Origin of the sequence: Aliiglaciecola sp. 2_MG-2023, from assembly GCF_030548145.1 — a bacterium.
Lineage (GTDB): Bacteria > Pseudomonadota > Gammaproteobacteria > Enterobacterales > Alteromonadaceae > Aliiglaciecola > Aliiglaciecola lipolytica_A.
In genome coordinates, this window is the sequence record NZ_JAUORY010000008.1 from 204,598 (window position 1) to 229,079 (window position 24,482).

At 42.0% G+C, this 24,482-nt stretch carries 16 protein-coding genes; 11 read left to right on the top strand and 5 right to left on the bottom strand.

Annotation, left to right across the window (positions count from 1 at the left end):
* The first annotated feature begins 1 nt into the window (after window position 1).
* On the top strand, window positions 2–880 hold the full coding sequence (locus tag Q4567_RS10850; protein WP_216048619.1) for a DMT family transporter: 879 nt from the start codon (window positions 2–4) through the stop codon (window positions 878–880).
* A 34-nt stretch (window positions 881–914) separates the two neighbouring features.
* On the opposite strand, the gene Q4567_RS10855 is transcribed toward Q4567_RS10850, so the two are convergent.
* Window positions 915–2,342 (bottom strand): sensor domain-containing diguanylate cyclase, encoded by a 1,428-nt coding sequence (locus Q4567_RS10855; RefSeq protein WP_216048732.1) that lies wholly within the window; start codon window positions 2,340–2,342, stop codon window positions 915–917.
* A 182-nt stretch (window positions 2,343–2,524) separates the two neighbouring features.
* Between Q4567_RS10855 and glmU the strand changes: the two genes are divergently transcribed.
* From glmU to glmS, 4 genes are all read left to right on the top strand, one after another.
* A complete protein-coding gene (gene glmU / locus Q4567_RS10860; protein ID WP_216048620.1) occupies window positions 2,525–3,886 on the top strand; it encodes a bifunctional UDP-N-acetylglucosamine diphosphorylase/glucosamine-1-phosphate N-acetyltransferase GlmU in 1,362 nt (453 codons plus the stop codon).
* A 149-nt stretch (window positions 3,887–4,035) separates the two neighbouring features.
* Complete coding sequence (locus Q4567_RS10865; RefSeq protein ID WP_216048621.1) at window positions 4,036–5,154, top strand: HDOD domain-containing protein; 1,119 nt, start codon at window positions 4,036–4,038, stop codon at window positions 5,152–5,154.
* A 149-nt stretch (window positions 5,155–5,303) separates the two neighbouring features.
* Window positions 5,304–6,080 carry a DeoR/GlpR family DNA-binding transcription regulator gene (locus tag Q4567_RS10870; protein WP_303500375.1) on the top strand — a complete coding sequence of 259 codons (777 nt, stop codon included), beginning with the start codon at window positions 5,304–5,306 and terminating at the stop codon, window positions 6,078–6,080.
* Window positions 6,081–6,089: 9 nt separating this feature from the next.
* Window positions 6,090–7,922 carry a glutamine--fructose-6-phosphate transaminase (isomerizing) gene (glmS, locus tag Q4567_RS10875; protein ID WP_216048623.1) on the top strand — a complete coding sequence of 611 codons (1,833 nt, stop codon included), beginning with the start codon at window positions 6,090–6,092 and terminating at the stop codon, window positions 7,920–7,922.
* A 343-nt stretch (window positions 7,923–8,265) separates the two neighbouring features.
* On the opposite strand, the gene Q4567_RS10880 is transcribed toward glmS, so the two are convergent.
* The 3 genes from Q4567_RS10880 to Q4567_RS10890 form a co-directional block, all read right to left on the bottom strand.
* Window positions 8,266–9,504, bottom strand: coding sequence for an ATP-binding protein (locus Q4567_RS10880; RefSeq protein WP_216048624.1), 1,239 nt, complete (start codon window positions 9,502–9,504; stop codon window positions 8,266–8,268).
* Between the two features lie 1,141 nt (window positions 9,505–10,645).
* Window positions 10,646–12,907, bottom strand: a complete 2,262-nt coding sequence (gene rnr, locus Q4567_RS10885; RefSeq protein ID WP_303500377.1) for a ribonuclease R — start codon at window positions 12,905–12,907, stop codon at window positions 10,646–10,648.
* Between the two features lie 244 nt (window positions 12,908–13,151).
* On the bottom strand, window positions 13,152–13,361 hold the full coding sequence (locus Q4567_RS10890) for a cold-shock protein (RefSeq protein ID WP_216048631.1): 210 nt from the start codon (window positions 13,359–13,361) through the stop codon (window positions 13,152–13,154).
* A gap of 421 nt (window positions 13,362–13,782) precedes the next feature.
* Between Q4567_RS10890 and Q4567_RS10895 the strand changes: the two genes are divergently transcribed.
* The 6 genes from Q4567_RS10895 (at window position 13,783) to Q4567_RS10920 (ending at window position 22,804) form a co-directional block, all read left to right on the top strand.
* The gene (locus Q4567_RS10895; protein ID WP_216048632.1) at window positions 13,783–13,965 is read left to right on the top strand and encodes a hypothetical protein; all 183 of its coding nucleotides are present in this window, start codon (window positions 13,783–13,785) and stop codon (window positions 13,963–13,965) included.
* A gap of 91 nt (window positions 13,966–14,056) precedes the next feature.
* A complete protein-coding gene (locus tag Q4567_RS10900) occupies window positions 14,057–15,652 on the top strand; it encodes a hypothetical protein (RefSeq protein WP_303500378.1) in 1,596 nt (531 codons plus the stop codon).
* A gap of 437 nt (window positions 15,653–16,089) precedes the next feature.
* Window positions 16,090–17,358 carry an alpha/beta hydrolase gene (locus tag Q4567_RS10905; protein WP_303500379.1) on the top strand — a complete coding sequence of 423 codons (1,269 nt, stop codon included), beginning with the start codon at window positions 16,090–16,092 and terminating at the stop codon, window positions 17,356–17,358.
* Window positions 17,359–17,648: 290 nt separating this feature from the next.
* Window positions 17,649–18,914 carry an amidohydrolase family protein gene (locus Q4567_RS10910; RefSeq protein ID WP_303500394.1) on the top strand — a complete coding sequence of 422 codons (1,266 nt, stop codon included), beginning with the start codon at window positions 17,649–17,651 and terminating at the stop codon, window positions 18,912–18,914.
* A gap of 223 nt (window positions 18,915–19,137) precedes the next feature.
* The gene (locus tag Q4567_RS10915) at window positions 19,138–20,106 is read left to right on the top strand and encodes a transposase (RefSeq protein ID WP_303500381.1); all 969 of its coding nucleotides are present in this window, start codon (window positions 19,138–19,140) and stop codon (window positions 20,104–20,106) included.
* A 604-nt stretch (window positions 20,107–20,710) separates the two neighbouring features.
* Complete coding sequence (locus tag Q4567_RS10920) at window positions 20,711–22,804, top strand: lipopolysaccharide assembly protein LapB (protein WP_303500382.1); 2,094 nt, start codon at window positions 20,711–20,713, stop codon at window positions 22,802–22,804.
* 61 nt (window positions 22,805–22,865) lie between these two features.
* On the opposite strand, the gene Q4567_RS10925 is transcribed toward Q4567_RS10920, so the two are convergent.
* The coding region (locus Q4567_RS10925) for a hypothetical protein (RefSeq protein WP_303500383.1) at window positions 22,866–24,482 on the bottom strand (1,617 nt) is incomplete at its 5' end.

A 24,482-nucleotide genomic window follows, 5' to 3' on the forward strand; every position in this document is an offset into this window, starting at 1 on the left:
AATGAGATTAAAAGACGTATTCGAATTGGTGATGTTAGGTGCAATTTGGGGATCATCCTTTTTGTACATGCGTTCTGCCACACCAGAGTTTGGTGCTTTTGCCCTTGTCGCAGTGCGCACAGGAATTGCTGCCTTGTGTTTATTACCACTGCTATTTCTTCGTAAAAAGGTCTCAGTTGTTAGGCAGTATTGGCGTCCCATTTTATTTGTAGGATTAGTTAACACTGCCATCCCTTTTGTTATGTTTAGTTACAGTACCGTGTTATTGGGGGCTGGCATGGCCTCTATTCTGAATGCTACCGCCCCAATGTTTGGCGCTATTGTTGCCTTTTTGTGGTTGAAGGAACGACTAACAGGCTTGTCGGTTTTTGGCCTATTTATTGGCTTTAGTGGCGTGGTTGTGATCAGTTTGGTTCGTACTGGAATTGACTTACATTTGTCTGTGTTACCTATTTTGGCGGCGCTAGGCTCAACATTCGCTTACGGAATTGCTGCTTGTTACACCAAAAAACATCTTACCGGAATCAACACTCTTGCCATAGCAACTGGCAGTCAAGTCTTTGCTACGCTTGCTTTAATTCCCTTTGCCGTAATGCTTTGGCCGCAACAAATGCCATCATTTGATGCGTGGGTGCAAGTGATAGTGCTAGGTGTCGTTTGCACCGGTTTTGCCTATATTTTGTATTTCCGGTTAATTGCTAATGTGGGTGCATCCAAAGCCATTACCGTTGCGTATTTGGTGCCAGTATTTGGGGTGTTATGGGGCGTGTTATTTTTACAAGAAATGCTAACTCTAGGCATGTTGTTGGGCGCAGGATTAATTCTATTCGGAGTGAGCCTCACAACAGGTGTGATTAAGTTTAGACTCAAACTCGCCTAGCAATATACAAGCAGGTAGCAAGTGGAACTACTTACTACTCTGATTTTGATAATTGCATTCTGACAATGTTACGACCGTCTCGTTTGGCCTGATACAAAGCATCGTCTGCATAACCTAACACTTCGGTTAGAGGGCGCAGCGTGTCGGTGTGTGATACGCCAAAGCTAGCCGTTACTTGAACTGCAGCTGAGCCGGTGGAAGCGGTCATATTCGACATGCTTTCACGTAACTTTTGTGCCACTTCGTAGGCTTGCTCAGGACTTGTGTCTGGCAACAACAGTACAAACTCTTCACCACCCCAGCGACCTACAACATCACCGTGTCGTAACTGATTACTTAACATATTTGAGATTTGACGAAGTACATTGTCACCCGCGTTGTGGCCGTGGGTGTCATTTACCGCTTTGAAGTGATCAATGTCAATCAGAATCACCCCTACTTGCAGTCCTTTATCCATCATTTCAGCAAAGCGTAATTCGACTTTATTACGATTCGGCAAACGTGTAAGAGGATCGGTCTGGAAGTTTTTCTGCATGTCTTGCTTAAAATAATACAGCAGGTGATAAATCAGCATAAATAATACAAATATAATCACCAACAACGTGACAACACTAATGATAAAACTACGGCTAATTTCAGTTTGTCTTGCTTCCAAAGGCGTCAGCAAATACATAGTCCAGCCGAAAGGCTCAACTTTCACTTCCGCAATGAGCGCATCTACACCGGAGGTTTTAACTAACAAATTATTCAGTGAACCATCGGGTAATTTGCTGATGTCTAGCGTTTTATACCAATCTAAACTTTCAAGGGTTTTAAATGTGGCATTCTCAACGATTAAATTAGGATCTGAAGAAAGTGCGATATTATTGTCTTGGTCCACAAAAATAAAATCGTAGCCATATTCGCGTTTGTACTGATCAAAAATTTCCACGAAACTGTCGAGGCTTTTACTGATCCCAAAAAAGCCGAGAAAGTTATCATCACCGTCATACACTTTTAAATCGATATAAAAATGTGGATCTTGCCATTGACCAATATCAGCTATAGCGTCATTAGGAGCAGCTTTGTAGCGAAAATACCAATCCACTTTGTCTTCGACTAATGCCAGTTTTGTCTTGTCTGAGTTGTATTGCATACGGCTGCTTTCACTGGCAATAAAAAACTCCATATCAAACTCGCTTTCGAGTCTTGTGAGCATAGAAAACATTGCTTCTTCATCAATGTCTTTGTCTTTCATTAAATCTTTGAGTTCTTTGGCTTTGGCTAATGTTTCGGATACATGAAGGGGTTCAAGAAGCTGATCAATAATTAAAGTAATGGCAGGAGAAATGGATTGCTGTTGAGCTCGGCTTTGCTCAGCAACAATTTTTGACGCTGTAAAATGAACAAGGGTTACTATTGAAATAACCACTACGGCAAACAAAATTAAAATACTACGATGTAAAGTTCGAAAGGCGTTCAAAGAAATCCAATTTCCATTCATTAATTTCAAGACATCATCTTAACGATAAGCGTCCAATACTTCTACGGATAAAATCCGCACAGGTTTTAGCCAAACAAATAATATATGCTTTGTGTGATATTACTAGACCTTTTAGTGAGCTTAGTTAGAATAAATAGAATTTTATGATTTAAGGATACTCAATGACGTTTTCAGTAGTTGTACTTGCAGCGGGCAAAGGCACGCGCATGAAGTCTAAATTACCCAAAGTACTTCACCCCATTGCCGATAAACCTATGGTGCAACATATTATCGATACTGTGAACACGCTGGGCGCTGAAAGCATTCATTTAATTTATGGCCATGGTGGCGAGCAACTGCAATCGGCATTGGCGCATAATCAACTCAATTGGTGTTTACAATCAGAGCAATTGGGTACTGGCCATGCGGTTCAGCAAGCGGTTCCTCATATTAAAGATGACGAAGACGTTTTGATCTTGGTGGGTGATGCGCCTTTAATTAAAGCGCAGACATTGCAGCAACTAATTGATGTTAAACAACAGTCAGATCTAGCACTGTTGACCGTTGAATTGGATGACCCCACAGGAATGGGACGTATTATTCGAGATGGTGAAAATGTGACCGCCATCGTAGAACATAAAGATGCCACAGATGCTCAACGTCAAATAAAAGAAATTAATACCGGCATGATGATCATGGGCGGCGCTGACCTGAAACGTTGGTTATCAGCGCTAAACAGTGATAACGCACAAGGTGAGTTTTATCTCACAGACGTCATCGAGATGGCTGCAAACGAAGGTAAAGTGATTAAAGCATCACACCCCACGAGTTCGGTGGAAGTTGAAGGGATTAATAATCGCAAGCAATTAGCGATGATAGAACGTGCTTATCAGCTAGAAAATGCCGAAAACTTGCTGATGGAAGGTTTGTATATTTTAGATCCTCATCGTTTTGATCTGCGTGGTAAATTATCATTTGGCATAGATTGCAGCATTGACGTTAATGTTATCGTTAAAGGCAAAGTGGAGTTAGGCAATAATGTAAAAATTGGTCCTAATTGCATTTTGATTGACTGCCAAATCGGCGATGATTCGGTAATAGAAGCGAACTCTATAATTGAGCAAGCTGAATTGCATAGTGGCTGCAGTGTTGGTCCATATGCTCGACTCAGACCAGGGGCTGTAATGCATGATAAGTCTAAGGTTGGTAATTTCGTAGAAATGAAAAAAACCGTATTAGGCAAAGGTTCTAAAGCCAACCACCTAACCTATTTAGGCGATACGCTGGTTGGAGAAGGAGCCAATATTGGTGCGGGCACCATTACTTGTAATTATGACGGTGTGAATAAATCCAAAACTATTATTGGAGACGGCGCGTTTATTGGCTCTAATAGTGCGCTAGTCGCGCCAGTGACGATCGGGAAAATGGCCACAGTAGGCGCTGGTTCAACGGTAAATACTAATGTCGATGATCACGAATTGGCGGTTGCTCGGAGCAAACAGCGAAATATACAAGGTTGGAAACGACCGACCAAAAAGACTTGAAAGAATAGGTAACAGGATTCTAGCGACAATTTTTATCTTTAAGTTTTTGCTAACTAATATTAGATAGAAATTGATTCAGGTTGTTATCGTGTATTTCAATAGGCCTTGAACAAGGCCTTAAACAAAATTACTGGTTTGCAAATTCGAATATGTTTGAAAAATTGATCTCTCGCTTGTTTAAGCGCTCAACACCCAAACCAGCGGTTAAAACTCCGTTAATCAAGACGTCTGCGGTTATAGATTCGGCAAAAAGTGGCTTACCGGAAGTAACAAAACAAGCGAGCCCTGCTGAATCTAATTTACCTGATATTCCAGTACCTGCAAAAAGTATCACTCTTAGCGTTGCTTCATTTAACCGCTTGGAGTTTCTGTTCTACGATTATTTGTTAGGGCCATCTGAAACCAGTACCACCTTAAATCCACTAGAACAATATATCTTAACTCGGGTGAATCACGCCCTTAAAAATCCGCAAGACGTGTTAACCCATTTCCCAGTTCTGCCGCAGTCTGTGCTGACCTTAACTAATTTATTGAACGATCCCGACTTTAACTTGACTGAATTCATCAAAGTGATTGAACAAGAGCCGAGTATTGCAAGCGAGCTGATGAAAAAAGCCAACAGCCCTGCTTATAAACGTGGAAATAATGAAATCACCGATCTGCAAAAAGCGTTTATGTTGATGGGGGCAAAAGATATAAAAGAATTTGTTTTAAATGGTTTTGTAAAAAACTTATGTCATCAAAAACCGATTTATTTTAAAGCATTTGGAGAAAAAGTTTGGTTGCATAGCCAAGAGGTAGCGGTGCTTGCCAAAACCCTAGCCCAAGCGCGCAATTTGAATGCTGATGCTGCCTATATTATTGGCTTGATGCATGATTTAGGCAAAATCGTTATTTTCCAATTTATGGTTGAAGCGTTTCAAAAAAGTCATCCAGACTTCAAACAAGATTCATTGGTGTTTAAGAAATTTCTCAGTCAGCGCTCTATGTTGCTCAGTGTTGAGCTAATGAAAATATGGGAAATGCCTTCTTTAATAATCGAAGTGGTAAAAGACCAAACTATATCCATATCTAAGATCTCAGAGCTCTCGCCACTCTCGGCGACACTTTTTGAAGCTAACTTAATGAGTGAGATCAGTCTTACCTTCCAAGCAGGTGATTACGACGAGTTGGCGTTAGAAGAAATGCTTGCAGAAGCATTATTGAGTGACCAAGCCAAAGACCTGCTAAAACAAAACCTTGGAATATTGCCGCCTACCGAGAATTAATCTTGATTGGTGGCAAATTGTTTACCTCAGCTTTTCTCCTTTTGATCGAAAAATACACAGGTATGAAACTAAATACTTGCAATTCGTAAATTATTGTCTATTATTTCTTTCGTTTCGAAACTTAAGTGCTTTCATCGGTGGATACAATAGTGCAAAAACGCAATACCCAACAACGTCGTAGAGCTATCATTGAGCGTTTAAACGAACGTGGAGAAGTCGCTGTAGACGCTTTATCTAAGCTGTTTTCAACCTCTGAAGTAACGATTCGAAAAGATTTATCAGAACTCGAAAGTAACGGGTTATTGCTCAGAAAATTTGGTGGCGCTGTCTTATTGCCGTCAGAATCTTCTGAATTAACCAATGAAAAGCTTTCGAGTCGAAAGAAAGCTATTGCCATTGCCGCAGCTACTCTTATTCAAGATCATAACCGTATTATTATTGATAGTGGCAGCACTACAGCGGCGTTAATCCCCCATTTAGCCGCCAAACGTGGTTTAGTCATTATGACCAATTCACTGCATGTGGCGAATGACTTATTAGAACGTGAAAACGAGCCGCAAGTGCTAATGACCGGCGGCACATGGGATCAACAGTCTCATTCGTTTCAAGGTCAAATGGCTGAACAAATGCTTCGCGCCTATAATTTCGACCAAGCTTTTTTAGGTGCTGCGGGATTAGATACGCAGCGCGGTTCTACAACTTTCAATGAGTTAACCTCATTGAGCCGCACCATGGCAGAAGTATCAAAACAAGTGATTGTGATGGCGGAATCAGAAAAATTACAGCGCAAAATACCCAATGTGGAATTGCCCTGGTCAAAAATCTCAATATTGGTAACTGATGATGGCATTGATGAACAAGCCAAACATCAAATTGAACAACACGGCGTAAATGTGATTTGCGCTCCAACCCTTGAAACACATTAGGAGAAGATTATGTGTGGGATAGTAGGCGCAATTGCCGAACGCAACGTAGTTGAAATATTGTTAGAAGGACTGAGACGACTCGAGTATCGCGGATACGATTCAGCTGGAGTGGCAGTGTTGGATGGCAACGGCAACTTGACCCGTGAACGTCAGATTGGAAAAGTAAAAGCACTAAGTGATGCGATTGAAGCGAATCCAGTGAAAGGTTCTACCGGTATAGCGCATACTCGCTGGGCCACCCATGGCGGTGTTACTCAGAAAAATGCACACCCACACTTTTCAAATGACCGGATTGCCGTGGTGCATAACGGCATCATCGAAAACTATGAAGATCTGCGTGCCGATTTACAAGCCAAAGGTTATACCTTTGGTTCAGATACCGACACTGAAACCATTGCTCACACGGTTCATGAAGAGCTTAAAAATGGCAAAGATCTGCTACAAGCAGTGCAAGATTCTGTGAGCCAATTTCATGGTGCTTACGGTACCGTGATTATGGACAAAATGGACGCAAATCGCGTTATTGTTGCTCGTTCAGGCAGTCCATTGGTAATAGGTTTAGGGATTGGCGAGAATTTTATCGCATCAGACCAAATGGCTTTATTGCCGGTTACTCGTCGTTTTATGTTCTTAGAAGAAGGCGACGTCGCAGAGATAACTCGTACAAGCATCAAAGTATACGATGCTACAGGTACGTTGGTAGAGCGCGATGTATTCGATTCAGATATTGAACATGATGCTGGCGACAAAGGCGGATATCGTCATTATATGCTCAAGGAAATCCATGAGCAGCCCATAGTTGTGCGCAATACTCTGCAAGATCGCTTAGGTGAGACTGACTTAGTTGAAGGGATATTTGGGGCAGGTTCTGAGGCCATCTTAAAAGATATTAAACATGTGCAAATCATCGCATGTGGTACTAGTTATCATGCCGGTATGACGGCGCGCTATTGGCTGGAACAATATGCCAACGTATCTTGTAACGTTGAAATTGCTTCTGAGTTTCGTTATCGCAAATCAGTGGTACACCCCAACAGCTTGTTGGTGACTATTTCTCAATCTGGTGAAACTGCCGATACCTTAGCCGCGCTAAGATTAGCCAAAAACGTCGGTTATATGTCGAGTTTGGCGATATGTAATGTGCCAGGTTCATCGTTAGTGCGCGAATCTGACATGGCGTTTATGACCTTAGCAGGTGCAGAAATAGGCGTTGCTTCTACCAAAGCGTTCACCACTCAGTTGACTGGTTTCTTGATGCTGACATTGGCCCTAGGTAAGTACAATGGCATATCTGAAATAGATAAGAAGTCGATTGTTAGCGGTTTACACAGCTTGCCAGCTAAACTTGAAGAAACCTTAAGTTTAACCGCTGGAATTGAAGATTTAGCCGAAGAGTTTGCCGATAAACAACACAGCCTTTTCTTAGGCCGTGGTGACCAATACCCGATTGCTATGGAGGGTGCGTTAAAGCTCAAAGAAATTTCATACATCCACGCTGAAGCATACGCATCTGGAGAATTAAAACACGGACCTCTGGCGTTAATCGATGACGAAATGCCAGTAATAGTCGTTGCTCCTAATAACGAACTTTTAGAAAAGTTAAAATCCAATGTAGAAGAAGTGCGCGCCCGAGGCGGTATTATGTATGTGTTCGCCGATAGGCAAGCAAAATTCGCCAGTGACGACACCATGCGAGTTATTAATGTGCCTCATTGTGAGCCAGCTATCGCACCAATCGTGTACACACTGCCCTTACAATTACTTTCCTACTACGTAGCCGTAATTAAAGGTACAGATGTTGACCAACCGCGAAACTTGGCCAAGTCAGTTACTGTTGAATAGAAACTAAAAGGGCCGAAAGGCCCTTGTGCGAGTATATTAAAGTTTGAAACTAGACATTAAAGTTTGAAACTCGCACAGCCACGTCACTAGGTTTTGGTTGGGTTTGTGCCAATTGCCGACATTTAGGCTTAAATATTATTTGTATTGTTGAAGAAAGCGGCCGTTTCAAATCAGTCACCAGATGAAATGCAAAAGGTTGTTTACCGATAATTGATTAAACTAATTGTAGGACGGCTTAGAGCGATTAGGAGTCATTTAAAAACCTGGCTTTTGGGGTTAAATTCTAGCCCTAAACCGGTCATTTGGAACTGAAAGGCTAATTAGTTCTAGGTCAAAAGTATGTTCAACTCGCTAAAAATGCAGCATAAGGGATTGCAAATAAGCGGTCACCAAAAGAGAGTATTGTATCTCCGTCGTAAAATACAACACCATTTGCAAAACAGTCGTTAACCGCATCACGTAACTTAATGAGTCCCTTGAAATCACTTAATTGGATGGTCGCAGACGCTTTCACTTCTATACCAGTAATATACTTGCCGTCTTGTATAACGAAATCGACCTCTACTTTGTCTTTGTTCCTGAAATGGTAAATATCTATATTGTTGTCTTGCCAACTGGCATATTTTTGTAATTCTTGATACACGTAAGTTTCAAGAAGCTGTCCTAACAAACTTCTATCTTTCTCCAAGTCATCACTTTTTACGTTAAGTAAGGCACACGCTAATCCCGTGTCTGCTAAATGTATTTTGGGGGTCTTGATTAAACGACTCAAGCGGTTAGTGTGCCATGGCTGAATTTGCTCAACTAAGAATATTTGTTCAAGTAATGTAATGTATTCTTTTATAGTGGGGCGGCTTACTGAAAAGGGGGACGCTAAGTCAGATACGTTGAACAATCTAGCAGTCTGACTGGCGCAGAGCTGAAGTAATTTCGGGAGTATGCTTATATTCTGAATACTGGCAATATCCTGAATATCTCGTTGAATAATAGTGTTAGTAAAATCTCGATACCATGCCATTTTCCTGTTTTCACTAGTTCGGCTAAGTGCAGAAGGGTAGCCGCCAGCAGTGATTAACGTGTTAATCTTTTTCCCAAGTTTTACATATCCAGTTGTTTTGACATTTTGATCTAAGGTGCGTGTAAATATGCTTAGCATGACGCTGGATTGGCGACCAATAATTTCAGCTTTCGATAACGCTCTTAGATGAATAATTTCTACCCTACCCGCGAGCGAATCCGATAACTTTGGAAGGAGTAAAACGTTTGCCGAGCCAGTTAGTATAAAACGTCCAGGTTTTCTATTTTTATCAACGCTAGCCTTAATACTTGTAAATATTTCTGGAGCACGCTGGACTTCGTCGATAATGACTTTTTCTGGTAAATTATCGATAAAACCCACAGGGTCGTTTTTTGCAGAGTTGAGTTGGTTAGTATCATCAAAGGTCAGATAGTAATAGCCCTGCTTTTCACCTACAAGTTGTGCGAGCGTTGTTTTACCACATTGACGAGAACCATGAATTAGCACAACAGGTGTGTCACTAAGCGCATCTAATAAATTTTTTTTAGCGAAACGTTCAAACATTATGCGACTCAATTGGGTTAAGTATGATTCTGACTAATAGTAGAATTTATTTCGTCCAATTGAAAGTTTAATGTCGTCCAATTGAAAGTTTAATGTCGTCCAATTGAAAGTGCGCGAGTACGAATACTTATTTAATAGCTTACTCAAACCAGTTTTTGTCGGCATTATCACTGCAAATTAATGTCGTTCAATAAAATATTTTGAACGGCAGATAAGCTTATCGAGGAACGGTCATTTCATTTTCTTCTGTGCTATTTTCTAAAGCAGTCATTTAGCCTTGGGAACCTGTTCGACGCATGCACTGCTTGAACGGATAGTTTTACGTTAATTCTGACTGAGAACTTTGTGCCATTTGCAGATATTCAGTTCATTCTCATACAAGAGTAAGTTATGGTATTTTTTTGAACACCTTATTAAGCATCTTTCGATTGTTTAATATATGTATTCAGTTGCTTGATTGCATCTTTAAATGAAGTAATTAATCTCTTGTACTCTTCGTTCAATTTTCTGAGTTGATCAAGTTCCTCTTGCGAGTTGGGCTTAGGAAGTGAAGAAATTTTATTCAAGACCATAGTTCGAGATTGGAGAGAGTTTCCCATTTTTGCGTAGGCGTCTTCCATAACAAAATCGCTTCTTTCTTCTTTGACATCATCTAGTAATAACCTCACATTACTGACAACATCTTTGTTAATTAGTCAATGTGATAAGGCGTTGTACAAAGCAAAACACGATGGTCGTGGAAGAATTTACACTCATAAAAAGTAGTTGTGTTTTAAAAATCACGAAATTACATTTAACGAAAACCTAATTATCGGGCGTCTCAGGCAATACTCTAAAGCTCATTTACTAAGTACTGCCTCTTTTCTTTTCCCGGTTCCATACCACCAAAAATTGAACTCACAGTCTATTGCTGCCGATGGAAAATGCCGGAACCTACTTCTGTTTTTCGCTTATTGCCGAATATCTGCTCGTTGCCAAAGCGGACATAGCATTTACATGTAGCATTTACATGGACAGCCACAAACTTGATTCTTAAGAAAAGCGAAGCAACTAAGTTTGTGTCATCTTTTCAAAGTGTGAATCTGGCCGCTTGAGGCTATCGAGTTCAATCAGGTTTAAACTCATCGTAAATCTTATGCATTTAAACGACTGCTGAGGAATCTAAAGGGAGTTCGAAATTCATTTTACGGTTAAGTGAGTCAACGTCTTTTAAAACAACCGTGACTTCATTCCCTATTTCAAATTCATGATGGTTGTTGGTTAATTTTTGCTTATTTGCGTCAAAGTTAAATCCTTGACCGGGCAAACTTGCAATGTGCACTAGGCCTTCGGCACCAGATTGCGCTAACGTAACAAATAAACCTGAGCTGTTCATTCCCGATATACATGCTTCAAAAGAATTGCCGATAAAAGGTTGCATATACTTGCACATCATTGCGTTTTCAACTTCGCGACTAACGATGTCTGCTAAGCGCGATTGGTTAGAGCAATGCACTGATAAAAGCTCAATCTCTTCGGGGTTATAGGGATATGCCGTTTTAGGCAGTGTCTTATTTTGCAATTTATCCAACTTCAATTGGCGTAATACCCATTGCAACCCCGTTCTTTTTTGTTGTTTTCGAATCTTTGCGCGAATTGCTCGGTGAGTTAATAAATCAGGGTAGCGCCTAATTGGCGAAGTGAAATGGGCATAGGCGTCGTAAGCTAAACCAAAGTGTCCTTGATTATTTGGCGAATATTCCGCCTGACTTTGTGAGCGAAGTAACAAGGTTTGAATCACCTTTGCATCCGCTCTTTTACTCACCTTTTTTAATAAATTATTATAGTGATGAGGTGTTGGCTTATCTCCGCCGCCGAGGTGTAAACCTTTGTCAGACAAAAATGCGCGAAGTGCCGTTAACTTTTTCTGTTGCGGACCGGCATGTACTCTAAATAAACTCGGAATTTTGTTACGTTCTAAAAACTGCGCAGTGGCGACATTGGCGCAAAGCATGAACTCTTCTATCATTCGATGCGCGTCGTTGCGCTTCAGCGGTGATATGTTGGCGATGTTTTTATTTTTGTTGAGTTTAAGCGCGAGTTCTTGTGTTTCGAATTCAATTGCACCTCGTTGTTTGCGTTGTGTGCCTAAAACTCTAAACAAAGAGTGTAAGTTTGCAACATGTGGCACTATTTCTGGATTGGAATCGGAAATTGTCTTACCCAGCTTACTACCTGGTTTAGTAACAAGTGCATTAGCTTGATTGTATGTTAATCGAGCATGAGACTTAATCAAGCCCTCAGAAAACTGAGCGTTGCTAACTAGCCCTTTTTGATTAATTGTCATTTCGCAAACCATCACTAAGCGATCTTCATCTGGGTTTAGCGAGCAAAGTCCGTTGGACAAGGCTTCAGGTAACATAGGAACAACCTGATCTGGAAGATAAATTGATGTCGCTCGTTGTTGCGCCTCAATATCTAAATCATCGTTTGGCAGAACGTAGTGAGAAACATCTGCTATTGCAACCAATAGACGCCATTCGCCAGTTTCTAACTTTTCACAATAAACCGCATCATCAAAGTCTTTCGCATCGGCACCATCAATGGTCACAAATGGCAGAGAGCGATAATCTACGCGCTGGGTTTTATCTTTTTCAGACACTTGCGTACCCAAAGCGCTTGCTGCTTCAAGTAGGGTGTTATCCCATTGAGCTGAAATACCGTGTCGATAAAGGGCAAGTTTGCTGTCTATTCCGGCATCGCTAACGTTACCTAGTACGTCAGTAATTTCAACTTGTGTGTGTTGGCGAAAATTAGGGTAATTTAGGATTTTTGCATTCACATACTGACCGACGCGTGCTTGATTGAGCTTACTCTTATCAACCTGGATAATGTGTGAAATCTTGCTGTTATCTGACTGCAAGACGTAACCTTTACTCTCACGTTGGAGCAAACCAACAATGTGAGTGGTGTTGCGTTCGAGCACTTTAATCAGCGTATTGAAAGCACGTTTTGCGTTTTTTGTGGGTTCAATAAGTACCTGAACAATATCACCGTCAAATACGTGATTTAATTGGTTTTTGGGTAGAAATAAGTCTTTTTCAGACTCGCTATAAGTGACGAATCCGAAGCCATCCGGGTGAATATTGATGACGCCACTTACCAGTGATTCTGGATCGATGAGTTGATAGCCCTTGCGCTGAAATGATAGCTGACCATCACGTTCCATGGCGCGCAAACGTCTTCTTAGTGCTTCTTTATCTTGTGAGGAGTGCAATGCCAATGCATCGGCGATTTGTTCGCGGTTTAGGTGTTTTTTGACGTTGCTAAACAGGCTTAATATAAATTCACGACCAGGAATAGGGTTGTCATAGGTTCTAACATTTGCAGGGTGAGTTGCTGAAATTGATGCGGTTTGATTCAAATTAATAAAATTCTCTTTGAGCCGCCTTGCGTTTTACGTGTTTTTTCAAAAATGGGGATGTAAACCAGTATGTTGGAAATAGAACTTATGAAAAACAGGGCGGTGTGACTCTGAAAATGAGTCGAAATAATAAAACGAGTAAAAGTATTGATAACTCGTTGGACTTAATTGTATGTCAGTCTTCTGCTCACATTTACATATGAGCAAAATCTGACATTAGCTTTATCTGTTTAGTTAAAGCGGTTTAGATACAAACAATGTTTTCTGCTTGTGGGCCTTTTTGACCTTGAGTAACAGAGAATTGTACGCGCTGTCCTTCAGCTAACGTTTTAAAGCCATCGCTAACGATTGCGCTGAAGTGAGCGAAAACGTCAGGGCCAGATTCTTGTTCGATAAAACCAAAACCTTTACCTTCGTTAAACCATTTTACTGAACCAGTAGTTGTATTAGACATAATAGATATCCTAGAAATAATTAAAATTGTGCCAAAAAAATTGGCAATTTAGCGTGAAAAATGGAGATTGTACTGAGGATAACGCGAAGTATTACAAATAAACTATTATGACTAGATTACTACAAATGGAAAACAACGAGGGATTCACAAAAACAGGCCTTTTCTCAAACCTTGGGACTAAAGTACTCTCAATATGCAGGGTAGTCAAGGTGTATTTTTATACCGAACACCAACAAAATTCCTAAGGTCGAATAAGTTTGTTATATTTTGCTCCCTTGGTTATTACCTTTGTATCGGCCTTGTAAATTCCCGAACAAGCGAAAAAAGGAATAAATATGGTGTTTCACGTAGAGGACAATGTGCCGTTTTTATTTCGCTGTTAGTGCTTTTGCTATCTGCTTGTTCTTCCAGTCCCAAATTAATGCCGACACCGAATGGTTTTATCAATACGCCTTTTTTAGAAAGCGATATTCCCGAAGCACTGCGTGAAACCAGTATGGAACTGATATATGTGACAGACCGAGGTAGCTCTGAGCAAAAAGGGGTTATATACGATGCGAGTCGTTTGCCATCAATTGCTTATGGTTTACTCATTGTCATTTGAAGCGTGATCCGTAAGCGGCTAGACCAATCAGGGGTTTTCTGCTATTCCTTATATACCAACTGAAGTCTTTATTCTTCAAGGAGGCTAACCCATGCCATGGTCACAAAAAAATCTACAAAAGTATGCTCTGGGAAGACATAGCGTTGTCAGGAGTCTAAAGTTCATTATGGCCTCGGTCATTTCACTTTTTTTGCTGTCATCTCCTTCATTCGTTGCCGCCCAGAGCAAAGCTATTGAACACACTCTGCTCCAGACTGATAAATTAAAACTTATGCCTAACGATAATGGCCCGTTGTCTGGTTGGTGTAAGTTGGAATATAAAAGAAGTTTTCCCAAAACGATCCCTGTGCGGGTAGAGCATAAGCTCAGCCCCCAACAACGAACACAGTTGTTCAAACCAAATCTCGAACAATTTGTGCTTCAACAGGTTATCCCTGCTATCGAAAAAACCTGCTCTGGAGCGGAAGGTTTTCGGACAAACTATAACATTCGCCTGTCTATGCAAGATTGGTCAGATTCTTATGGATATTACGACTTTGATAACTTTGTATTTCGCTATCGTGATGGCATCGTCACTCGCACTCAGTATAACCCATCAAGTGCAGCTCGTACCGCGCTCGGGGAGGACGGTATAAACGCATTAACACCCCCAAAACAGCTAGACCGCGTAGATAAAGTCATTGGCCAAATCGGTCCTTTCTTGCTCTATCCTCGCAATGATCCGTTTTGTTACGGCTCTATAGCTCACGTCGATGCAGAGTTCGATAGCACCATAGATGAGCGTGATGAATGGGTTAAGGCCAATTATAAAGGGAATGATAAAATCGGATTTGAGGGATTTGTTAGTGAAGAGGTGTTGCCAAGGGTGCGTGAGCACTGCAAACGTTTTATGGCTATAGAGCTACATTTTTATGAACGAGGTTCAGTTAACCGGTGGGAGTCCATGAGGTTTAATCTTAGTTATCAAGGTTCAGTATCCATCGCCCAACATAATATGAGCGAAAAAGCTAAATCATTTGCACGCATGAAGATTAATCAGCGAGTATTTGGCACCTGTGATTCCTCCCCTTATTGTTCAATGCTCGGTGGTGTGTATCTAGATGCTATCTACCGCTACGACACTCAAAAGATTGCTCAAATAAATCAACAATTGGAAGCTGAGTATGCCAAACAGGCGGGAACTGCCGATCTTCAACGATTTTTTAACCTAGCCGCTGAAGCAGGACTTAATGGTGCCCAAAATGTTGATGTAAAGATGAAGTTCCCAACACTTTTGATCAGCAAATACATTTATGACTTTAGTCGCTTCGCGGTAAGTAAGGCTAAACTCACAGGCAATCGTCAGGATGCTTGTTTTCGTGAAGGAACTAAAGTAGTCGATACCCGCACCACCACTCGCGTGATCGACTATCAAGACCAAATGGGCAACTACGCGGGTAGTGCTGGCGGCATTAAAATAGGCAAGGTGTATCGTGTAAACCCTGAATTTGTTGAACTATGTGAAAGGTTCTGCGGCCCCGCGAGCGGCGAATTTGCCGACTTTTTAGATAGCTTCTTCACACTGGAAAAGAGCGGGCATATCCTTGCTGGTCTTGACCAGTCAATTAAAACCATGGACTGCAAAAGCAAAGAAGTTTTGCAATTCGAAAAGAACTTAATAAGGCTTACAAATAGCGTAATTCAGTAATGTATTACTTTATTAATCGGCCAATTCGAGTCCACAGTATAAGAAGGCGGGAAAAGTAAGATAGGCATCTTTATGAGCTCTTTTGTCGACGTTTTTGTCTTTGCTTTTTCCGCAATTCGCGTTTTTTCTGTTGTTTTATTTTGTCTCGCCATACCGAGATAATAATTGCAGCGATTATGCTGATAAATAAAACGGCGATGCCCACGCCTTACAAGAAACATAGCTGTTCATACTCGCAAGGTAAACCAATGCTAATTTCCATATTGTTTACGCTGCCTCTTTATCTTTTAGTGATATATAAGACCTGATTCTCAGGCAAAGCATTTCCGACAAATCTGTTGGGCCACAGATTTGAAATCTGTTATATTTTGCTCCCTTGGTTATTACTTTTTGTATTGGCCTCCTAAACTCCCGAATAAGTGTAAAAAGGAATAACTATGTTTTACCACAGAGCTCAACGCTCAGTTTTTATTTCCTTTTTCGTTCTGCTGATATCTGCCTGTGCTTCCGCTCCAAAATTAATGCCCACACCGAATGTGTTTATCAATACGCCTTATTCAGAAAGTGAGGTTCCCGAAGATCTGCGTGAAACCAGTATGGAGCTGATATATGTCACGGACCGTGGTACTTCTGTCAATAAAGAGGTTATTTACGATGCGAGTCGTTCGCCATCCATTGCCTATGGTGTTGCCAAAGTAAATTTTGGAGATAAGTTATTACCCTGGGATGAATTATTGGCGCAAAGTAATATACAAAAGCGGTCGGCTGATTTAACTTATGTGCTAGAAAATGTAGATGAACAGGGGCGCTTTCCTTTATCACCGTATAAATTTAGACGAGTAGGCGATCGACTTCAAATTGATGAGGAAATCCTAGAGCAAAAGTCTTTTCATGAAAACCAACTCAACAACCACATCAACCAGCGTTTAAAACAAAGTAAAAATAAAGACGTTATTTTATTTGTTCACGGGTTTAATAATACCTTTAACGAGTCTGTCTTCACCCTAGCGGGTATTTGGCATTTTCTGAAACGACAAGGTGTACCTATTGTGTATTCTTGGCCAGCGGCAGCAAAAGGGGTAACTGCCTATTTTGCAGATAAAGAGTCGGGTCAATTTACGATATTCCATTTAAAAGAAACCTTACGGCTACTGTTTAAAAACCCTGAAATCGAAAATATTCATATTGTTGCCCACAGTCGAGGCACCGATGTGGTCACCACAACACTACGAGAACTTATCATCGAGAATAGAGCTGGTGGCGGAAACCCAAGAAAAGACTTACGTATCGAAAATCTTATTTTAGCTGCTCCGGATTTAGATTTTGGCATTATTAAACAACGCCTAATGGCTGAACAGTTTGGCCCCGCTTTTGGAAAAATTACTATTTACACGTCGCAAGAAGATAGCGCTTTAGGCATTTCTCAATGGTTAACCAACAGTTTGAGCTTTGGCCGATTGAATACTAAAGATGTGAATATAAATGAGCGCAATATCTTTAATTCAGTAGGAAATGTGAGCTTAATCAAAGTACCAAAGTCGAGCAGTTTTATTGGACATGATTATTTTCATAGTAATCCAGCCGTCAGTTCTGACCTTATCAACCTGATCTTATTCAATGCCGAACCTGGTTCTAAAGAACGGCCATTGAAAAGACTCGAAAATAACTTTTGGTCACTGGATTCTGATTATTTAATTGAGAAATAAGTCTTTTAACTACAAATGATTCTAAGCAGAATCTTTTCGTTAGTCTTAACGCCTAGCTTTCAATAGACCTGATAATCTCAGGTATCTAGGCTAGTGCTCAATACATATCGACTTCATACTTTCAAACTAATGTGACCGGATTTATCATAATCTGTATCGTTTTTTTCACGCTATTTTGTCTTATCGTTACTATCAATTCGTATTATTTCCATGAAAAGTTGTATAGTAAAAATACAATAGCATTAATAAAAGGTATCTAAACTATGAAAGGATTTCAGCTTATTCGCTGCATGTTATTTTCTGTTTTTGGCGTATTCACGGTAAATACTCTGGCTATAGCAGACACTCAGTTCGTTTATGCAGATGCCTTTGTGAATGTTAAAAACGGTAAATTAATAACACGTCCCTTATTAGAAATTCAAGACGGTAAAATTGTCAAGATTACCGCCAATAATCGTGCACCATTACCTCAAAATACCGTCGATTTGAGCGGTCATACACTTTTACCCGGTCTGACCGATATGCACGTTCATCTTACTGCCGATTCACAACAACATGGTTATAGTGGCTTAGCTGACTCTTTACCTAGAGTGACATTAACGGGCGCAAAACATGCGAAAGTAACTTTAATGGCTGGCTTTACTACCGTGCGGGATGTAGGGGCTCCAGGTTTTTCCGATGTGGCACTACGTGATGCGATTAACGATGGTGACATTGAAGGGCCACGAATGTTTGTATCTGGTCACGCTTTAGGGGTGACAGGTGGGCACTGTGATAACAATCTGTTGCCTGCTGAATATAAAGTGACAGCCGATGGCGTAGCAGATGGTCCTTGGGGAGTGCGCAAAAAAGTACGTGAGAATATTAAATATGGTGCAACGGTGATTAAGTTTTGCGCTACAGGTGGTGTGTTATCTAAAGGCACCAAAGTAGGCGTTCAGCAATATACGCTAGAAGAAATGCAAGCCATAGTCGACGAAGCGCATATGCGCGGATTAACAGTGGCGGCTCACGCACACGGTACGGAAGGCATTATTAGTGCAATAAAAGCAGGAGTGGATTCAATAGAGCATGCTAGCTTTATAAATGATGAGGCTATTTCTTTGGCCAAGAAAAACGGAACTTACTTTTCTATGGATGTTTACGTGACAGAATTTATTCTAAGTGAGGGTGAAAACGCCGGCATTTTAGAAGAGAGTTTAGCTAAAGAACGTACGGTAGGTAAAAAGCAGCGTGATAACTTTAGAAAAGCCGTAAAAGCTGGAGTGAATATGGTATTTGGCAGCGACGCAGGGGTTTACCCCCATGGTGACAACGCCAAACAGTTTTCGCGAATGGTAGAGTTTGGTATGACACCACTGCAAGCCCTACAAGCAGCTACTATCAACTCGGCGAAGCTTCTCCAGCAAGAACAGCTATTTGGCAGCATTGAAGAAGGGAAAATGGCCGACATAGTCGCGATCAAAGGCAACCCATTAGATGACATCAGTTTACTTGAGAACGTTGTTTTTGTGATGAAAGAAGGTACTGTGTATTTACAACCAGCGCTTAAGTAACTTAGGGTGCATGGTTGGTTGAAATTAACTAGGGCGGTGTTAATTAGACAAGGATTTGTTGATTAATTTAACATGGACAGCCACAAACTAGACTACAAGGTTAACCACATCAACTATGCTTAAGTATTCTTAATTCAATAATTTAACATGGACAGCCACAAACTAGACTACAAGGTTAACCACATCAACTATGCTTAAGTATTCTTAATTCAAGGAATGAATTATGCCATTGCCAAGGAAGCGACAAATCAGTCTTTCAGACACCCCTTATTATCATTGTATATCCCGCTGTGTTCGTCGGGCTTTTTTGTGCGGCGAAGATAAACTGACTGGAAAAAGTTATGAACACCGTCGCCAGTGGGTAGAAGACAGATTGTTATTTTTGACCACGGTCTTTGCCATTGAAGTGTGTGCATATGCGGTAATGAGTAATCATACTCATGTGGTGTTACATGTTAATTCTGACAAAGCAAAACATTGGACGGATAAAGAGGTTGCTCAGCGCTGGCATAAGCTTCACAAAGGGACTCTGCTTTCACATAAGTTCACATCTAAGCAAGCTACTGAGCTGATTGAGGCGGAGCTCAGTGACGCTGAACGCATCACACTTAATTCAACCTTATCGGTTTATCGAAGTCGATTAATCGATATCAGCTGGTTTATGCGAGAATTGAATGAGCCTATTGCCCGACAAGCAAACCAGGAAGATAACTGTACGGGGCATTTTTGGGAAGGGCGATTCAAGTCACAAGCTCTGTTGGATGAACATGCATTAGCTGCATGTATGGTGTACGTAGATTTAAATCCAATACGGGCCAAAATGGCAACCACCCCAGAATCATCTAACCACACCAGTATAAAGCGTCGCATTCATGATTTTAAGAACGGTTATCAACCCTCTACCTTAATGCCCTTTGTCGGTAACTCAATGCAGAAACAATCGCTAGGGTTAACTTTCGATTTAGTCGACTATCTAAAATTAGTGGACCTATCGGGTCGCAGAATCAATCCTGAACAACGAGGTGCAATTGATATGTCTGAATCGCCCATATTGCAACGCTTAGGATTCGACGAACACACCTGGCAAGATATGTTTTTAACCTTTGAAACACATTTTAGTGTGGCTGCAGGACAAGCAGACACTTTAAAGCACTACAAACGAAAGCGTCGGCAAACGAGTACATTGGGTTAACGCCCTTCTGAATCACTTTTCATTTCAGGCATTTTTTTCACAAGAGGCAGGCCTAGCCTCGTACTAAATTCACCTCAAAAGCACTTACCCAACGCAGATACCGAATCGCTGCATGCATTTATCTAAAATAAGAGCCGATTATAGTTTTTTGTTGGTACTCACTAAAAAATATTAAGTTGTTATCACCACAACCTAAAAAGATGCCTGTCCATATTGATATGATCCGTTTACCATCTTAAAATACATGATGTAAAACGTATTGATTAAATTATGAAGAGTGTCTTTATAAATATATTCACCAATGGCACCGCAGGCTAGCGCACCGCTGGCGTTAGAATTGGTTAATTTATTGCTCAATTGTACTGCCTTAAGCGCAATGTTCACGGGGCTTACTTTTCATTGAACTGGCATGAGAGGCTTATCGATAACAAGGTGGTAAGTCGTGATCAGTCGATGCCTATCGTTGCACAAACGAGTAATTTTTATCGTCATTTCCCCAAAAACTGATTGAAAAGTAATCTCTTCTCGGCAATATATGCAAAGTACGGCAGCATAGTAGCGGTTTTTATGGGGTCGAATTTAACTGTGAGAGTTATTGGGGGCCTTGTTACGAAATTGGTTACATGGTGACTTTGCGGTATGCAATGCGGGTGTGAGCTCAAGTGATATGGAAAATCGACGAAGAGTACGCGGCGTAAAAGCGTCGCGACAAAAATTAGAAGCCGCCATGGCGGATAAAGGCTTTAGTACGCAAATTCAGTTAGCCAAATACTTGGCTGATCTCGAGAATTTGTCGAGCCCGCCCAAAGATTTGATCAACAAGGTGTTTCGCGAGCAACCTGTATCTTTTCACAACCTCACGCGGGTAGCAAAAGCCTTAGGCGTAAAGGTTTACACTCTCATACTAGCTTCTGATGATCCGTCAGTATTTACCTTGGCAAAAGGACAAAGCGCTGAACAAGACACCGGCGCTGAAAAGGCCGAAAGTGACGATGGCGACCAGGTTAAACGTACTGAGGCTAGGTCAAGAATAAGGCGCGCATTACCTTGGTTGGCGTTTGCATTTGTCAGTACGGCGATTATTGTAAGCCTGATAGTTGGGCTAATACCACAAGATAGGGGTGACAGTACGAACAGTACGCATTTCGCCAGCTTGGTTCCCGCTATTGGCCCTACTCGTGTCATAGTGATTGCCGATCTTGAGCTGCGTGGCCTTGGCGCAAAGTTTGTTGAGTACACTCACGACAAGCCGACCATTAATGCTGTGCTTATTGACGATAACGATGCCACGTCGATGAGCAACAAAGCCGCTATTGAAATGTGGGATGCACACGTGGTGATACGCTTGCAACATACTCGCGCAAAACACTACTGGGGGATCACAGTTACCTTGGCCTCAGCGCGGCATAGTTTGGTGGCGTTACAAGAGGTTTTTCATCCCGAGGCGCAGCGCGCTCGCACAGAAAATATTGTTCGTACGCTTTTTAAACGCTTAAATCGAGTGCTTGTCGGTAAGGCGTTAGCGCCGCAATCTATTGCTCAACCCGCTGCCTTTCGGGCCTATGTTGAAGGTGTAGATCGCAGCTACACTAGCTACAATATGTCCCATTACCAGCGCGCCTTAGCGAGTATTGAACAGGCTCGAGAGCTCGACCCTAATTACGGCTTAGCCTATGCAGAGTCTTGTCGAATCAAAGCGAATATGAGTTGGCAGGGAGAAGAAGCCACATTATTAGAGCGGGCGGCTAGCGATTGTGCGAAGGCCGGCGCGCTCGCAGCCCCTCATATTTCGGTCATTCTTGCCAAGGCCGAGCTACTATCGCGTTTGGGCGAAAAGGCCAATGCACTGGCCATGGTGCAAGCAGCCCTGGTATCCGCGCCTCATAACGCCGATGCCTTGAGTCTTTTAGCAGAATTGACCTTGCAGATATGGAGTGGCAACGAGAGTAGCGCTGTATCGGATGAGAATATTCCACGCTTTATCAACCGAGCGCTGGCTCTGTCTTCTGACAACTGGCATGCATACAATACCCTTGGCAATTACTATTTTGCCAAGGGCAATATTGAAATGGCCTTAAAAAATTTTAAGGCTGCCAATCAGTTTGTGAAGCAAGAGGTGATCCTTTCTAATCTGGGAATTATACAGTTGTGCTTAGACGATCTGGCTGGGGCAAAAGCCACTTACGGCGAACTCATTACTCATTTTGAGCACAGTGCATTGGGCTATGAAAACCTCGGCACCGTGTTTTACTATCAGCACAATTTTCACACCGCATTAGACTACAAACTAAGGGCCATTAGTAAACGAAAGGCTGTGAATATTCATCAGGTTTGGGGCGATGTTGGTGACGTTTACTGGCAGTTGCAGCAAGTTGATAATGCCATTAACGCATATCAGCAGGCCTTATTATTGATTGATAAGGACGAGCTGTTAGGCAATGCGTCAGTGAGTCAGCAAGTTGCTAAAGCTTATTATAAAGCACGCCTAAAGCAGTTAGGCGTTACGCAACATGTGTTTCCCCATTTTGAGTCTATCGTCAGCCAATTGTTAGCCCATGGCGAGAGGCTTAACGTTAAGTCGAAAACGTATTTAGCTTGGTTGGCACAGCAGTTTGGTCAGACACGAGCGGCGCAGGAGATTTGGGACGCACTGACTTCTACTTGTCCGGTGTATGACCGCTATCCGTTAAAACAGTAAAAAGGGTATTGTGCGTTAGCATCAATACCCTTGAGTGTTTTTACTCGTTAAAGTGAATAGCTTATAAATCGGGGTACAGTACAGCCCTGACCGCGGTGCCTCCGCCCAGAGCAAGAATGGCTATTTCGGCCGAGTCATCTAATAACAGCACTTGATCACCGTCGTTAATAATATAATCACTTTCGATGAGTTCATAATCCTCTACGCCAAGTTGGGTGTGTAAGTACACATAACTTCTTAATATTGGGTAGCCATCATCATCGTAATACCACACTGGGTGTGTGTCGTCTTGCACGAGTTGCACGCCGGTGTTGTTAGTAAAGGCGAAACGGATCCCCGGCGAACCGTTCACGTACAACCACTCCATATAATCCGGGGTCAGTGTGGTGTAAGTGGTATTGTCGGCCACTATGTTGTATTCAGCTTCTAAGGCAAGCGTGATTCCAGTGACCTCGGGAAAGCTAAGGTCCTCACTGGCTGTAACTGCGTATTGGGAAAGTGTTAAATGGATCATGGTAGAGCCGCCAGGTGGTAAACAATCTAAACCAGGAAAGTTGACGCGATTAAAGCTAGTAAAATCATAGCTGTATTCGGTGTCATTAAATGAGTAGGCAACCGTTACCGATTTCGTTAACTCGGTACCGTCTGCTTTCATCATCTGCCAATTGTCGGTATCTTCCAAGCAGAGCTCGTAATCACTGGTATTGGTGATAGCAAAAGCCCCTTCTATGATAGTCTCAAAATAGGCTTCATCGTTCTCGCCGACGTAAGCAACGCCCTTGTCTACTGTGCGAGCATACACTTTTACATTGCTATCAATACTCAAGCTGCCATCGCCGGCACCGTCACCGGTTGTCACTATGGTCGCGGTTAGCGGTTTGGTAAATTTACTATTATCAACGCTTAACAGGCCAACACAGTTTCCGTCATCGGTGGTATAAGACAAGCCGCCATCTAATTGCGCTGCTGTGCTGGTCGTTAGGTTAGTGGCGCAAAACGTTGACTCAGTTGGCGCCTCAGAGCCCACCCAATCTGAGGTATCTACGTATTCATCACTGCTTAACCATTCGGCTGAGCCGCTAACTAAAATCGAATCGTTGCCGTCTTCCCAGATAAATTCTGAGTTAGCGAAGGTGATCAACTGCGCCTCGATATCAATAGTAATTTCGCAATTTACGGTGCATTCAAAGTTATATTCAACCCCGTCAACCACCGAAATAATGCTTGCTCCCGTGATGTTGGTGCCATCGGCAAAGGCAGCTACTAAGCCAAACCCATTATTGGGTGACGCGGTTAAATTGCTCAAGGTTTCAACAGAGTCAATATCTTCGCCACCCACTAAGAGAATAGACGTTTCAACGCCGGTAAACTCCACGTAGCCTACGGCGATGTCGCGAACCTCTAAGTAGTCCCAAAAATCGCTCAATGCGCCGTCATTACTGGTAACACTGAGGCTGGTCGAAGAACCTGTATCACTGCCAGAGTCACCACCGGTGTCAGTGTCGTCGTCACTGCCAGTGTCATCGCCAGTGTCTGTGTCGTCGTCACTGCCAGTGTCATCGCCAGTGTCTGTGTCATCGTCACTGCCAGAATCATCGCCAGTGTCAGTGTCGTCGTCACTGCCAGTGTCATCGCCAGTGTCTGTGTCGTCGTCACTGCCAGTGTCATCGCCAGTGTC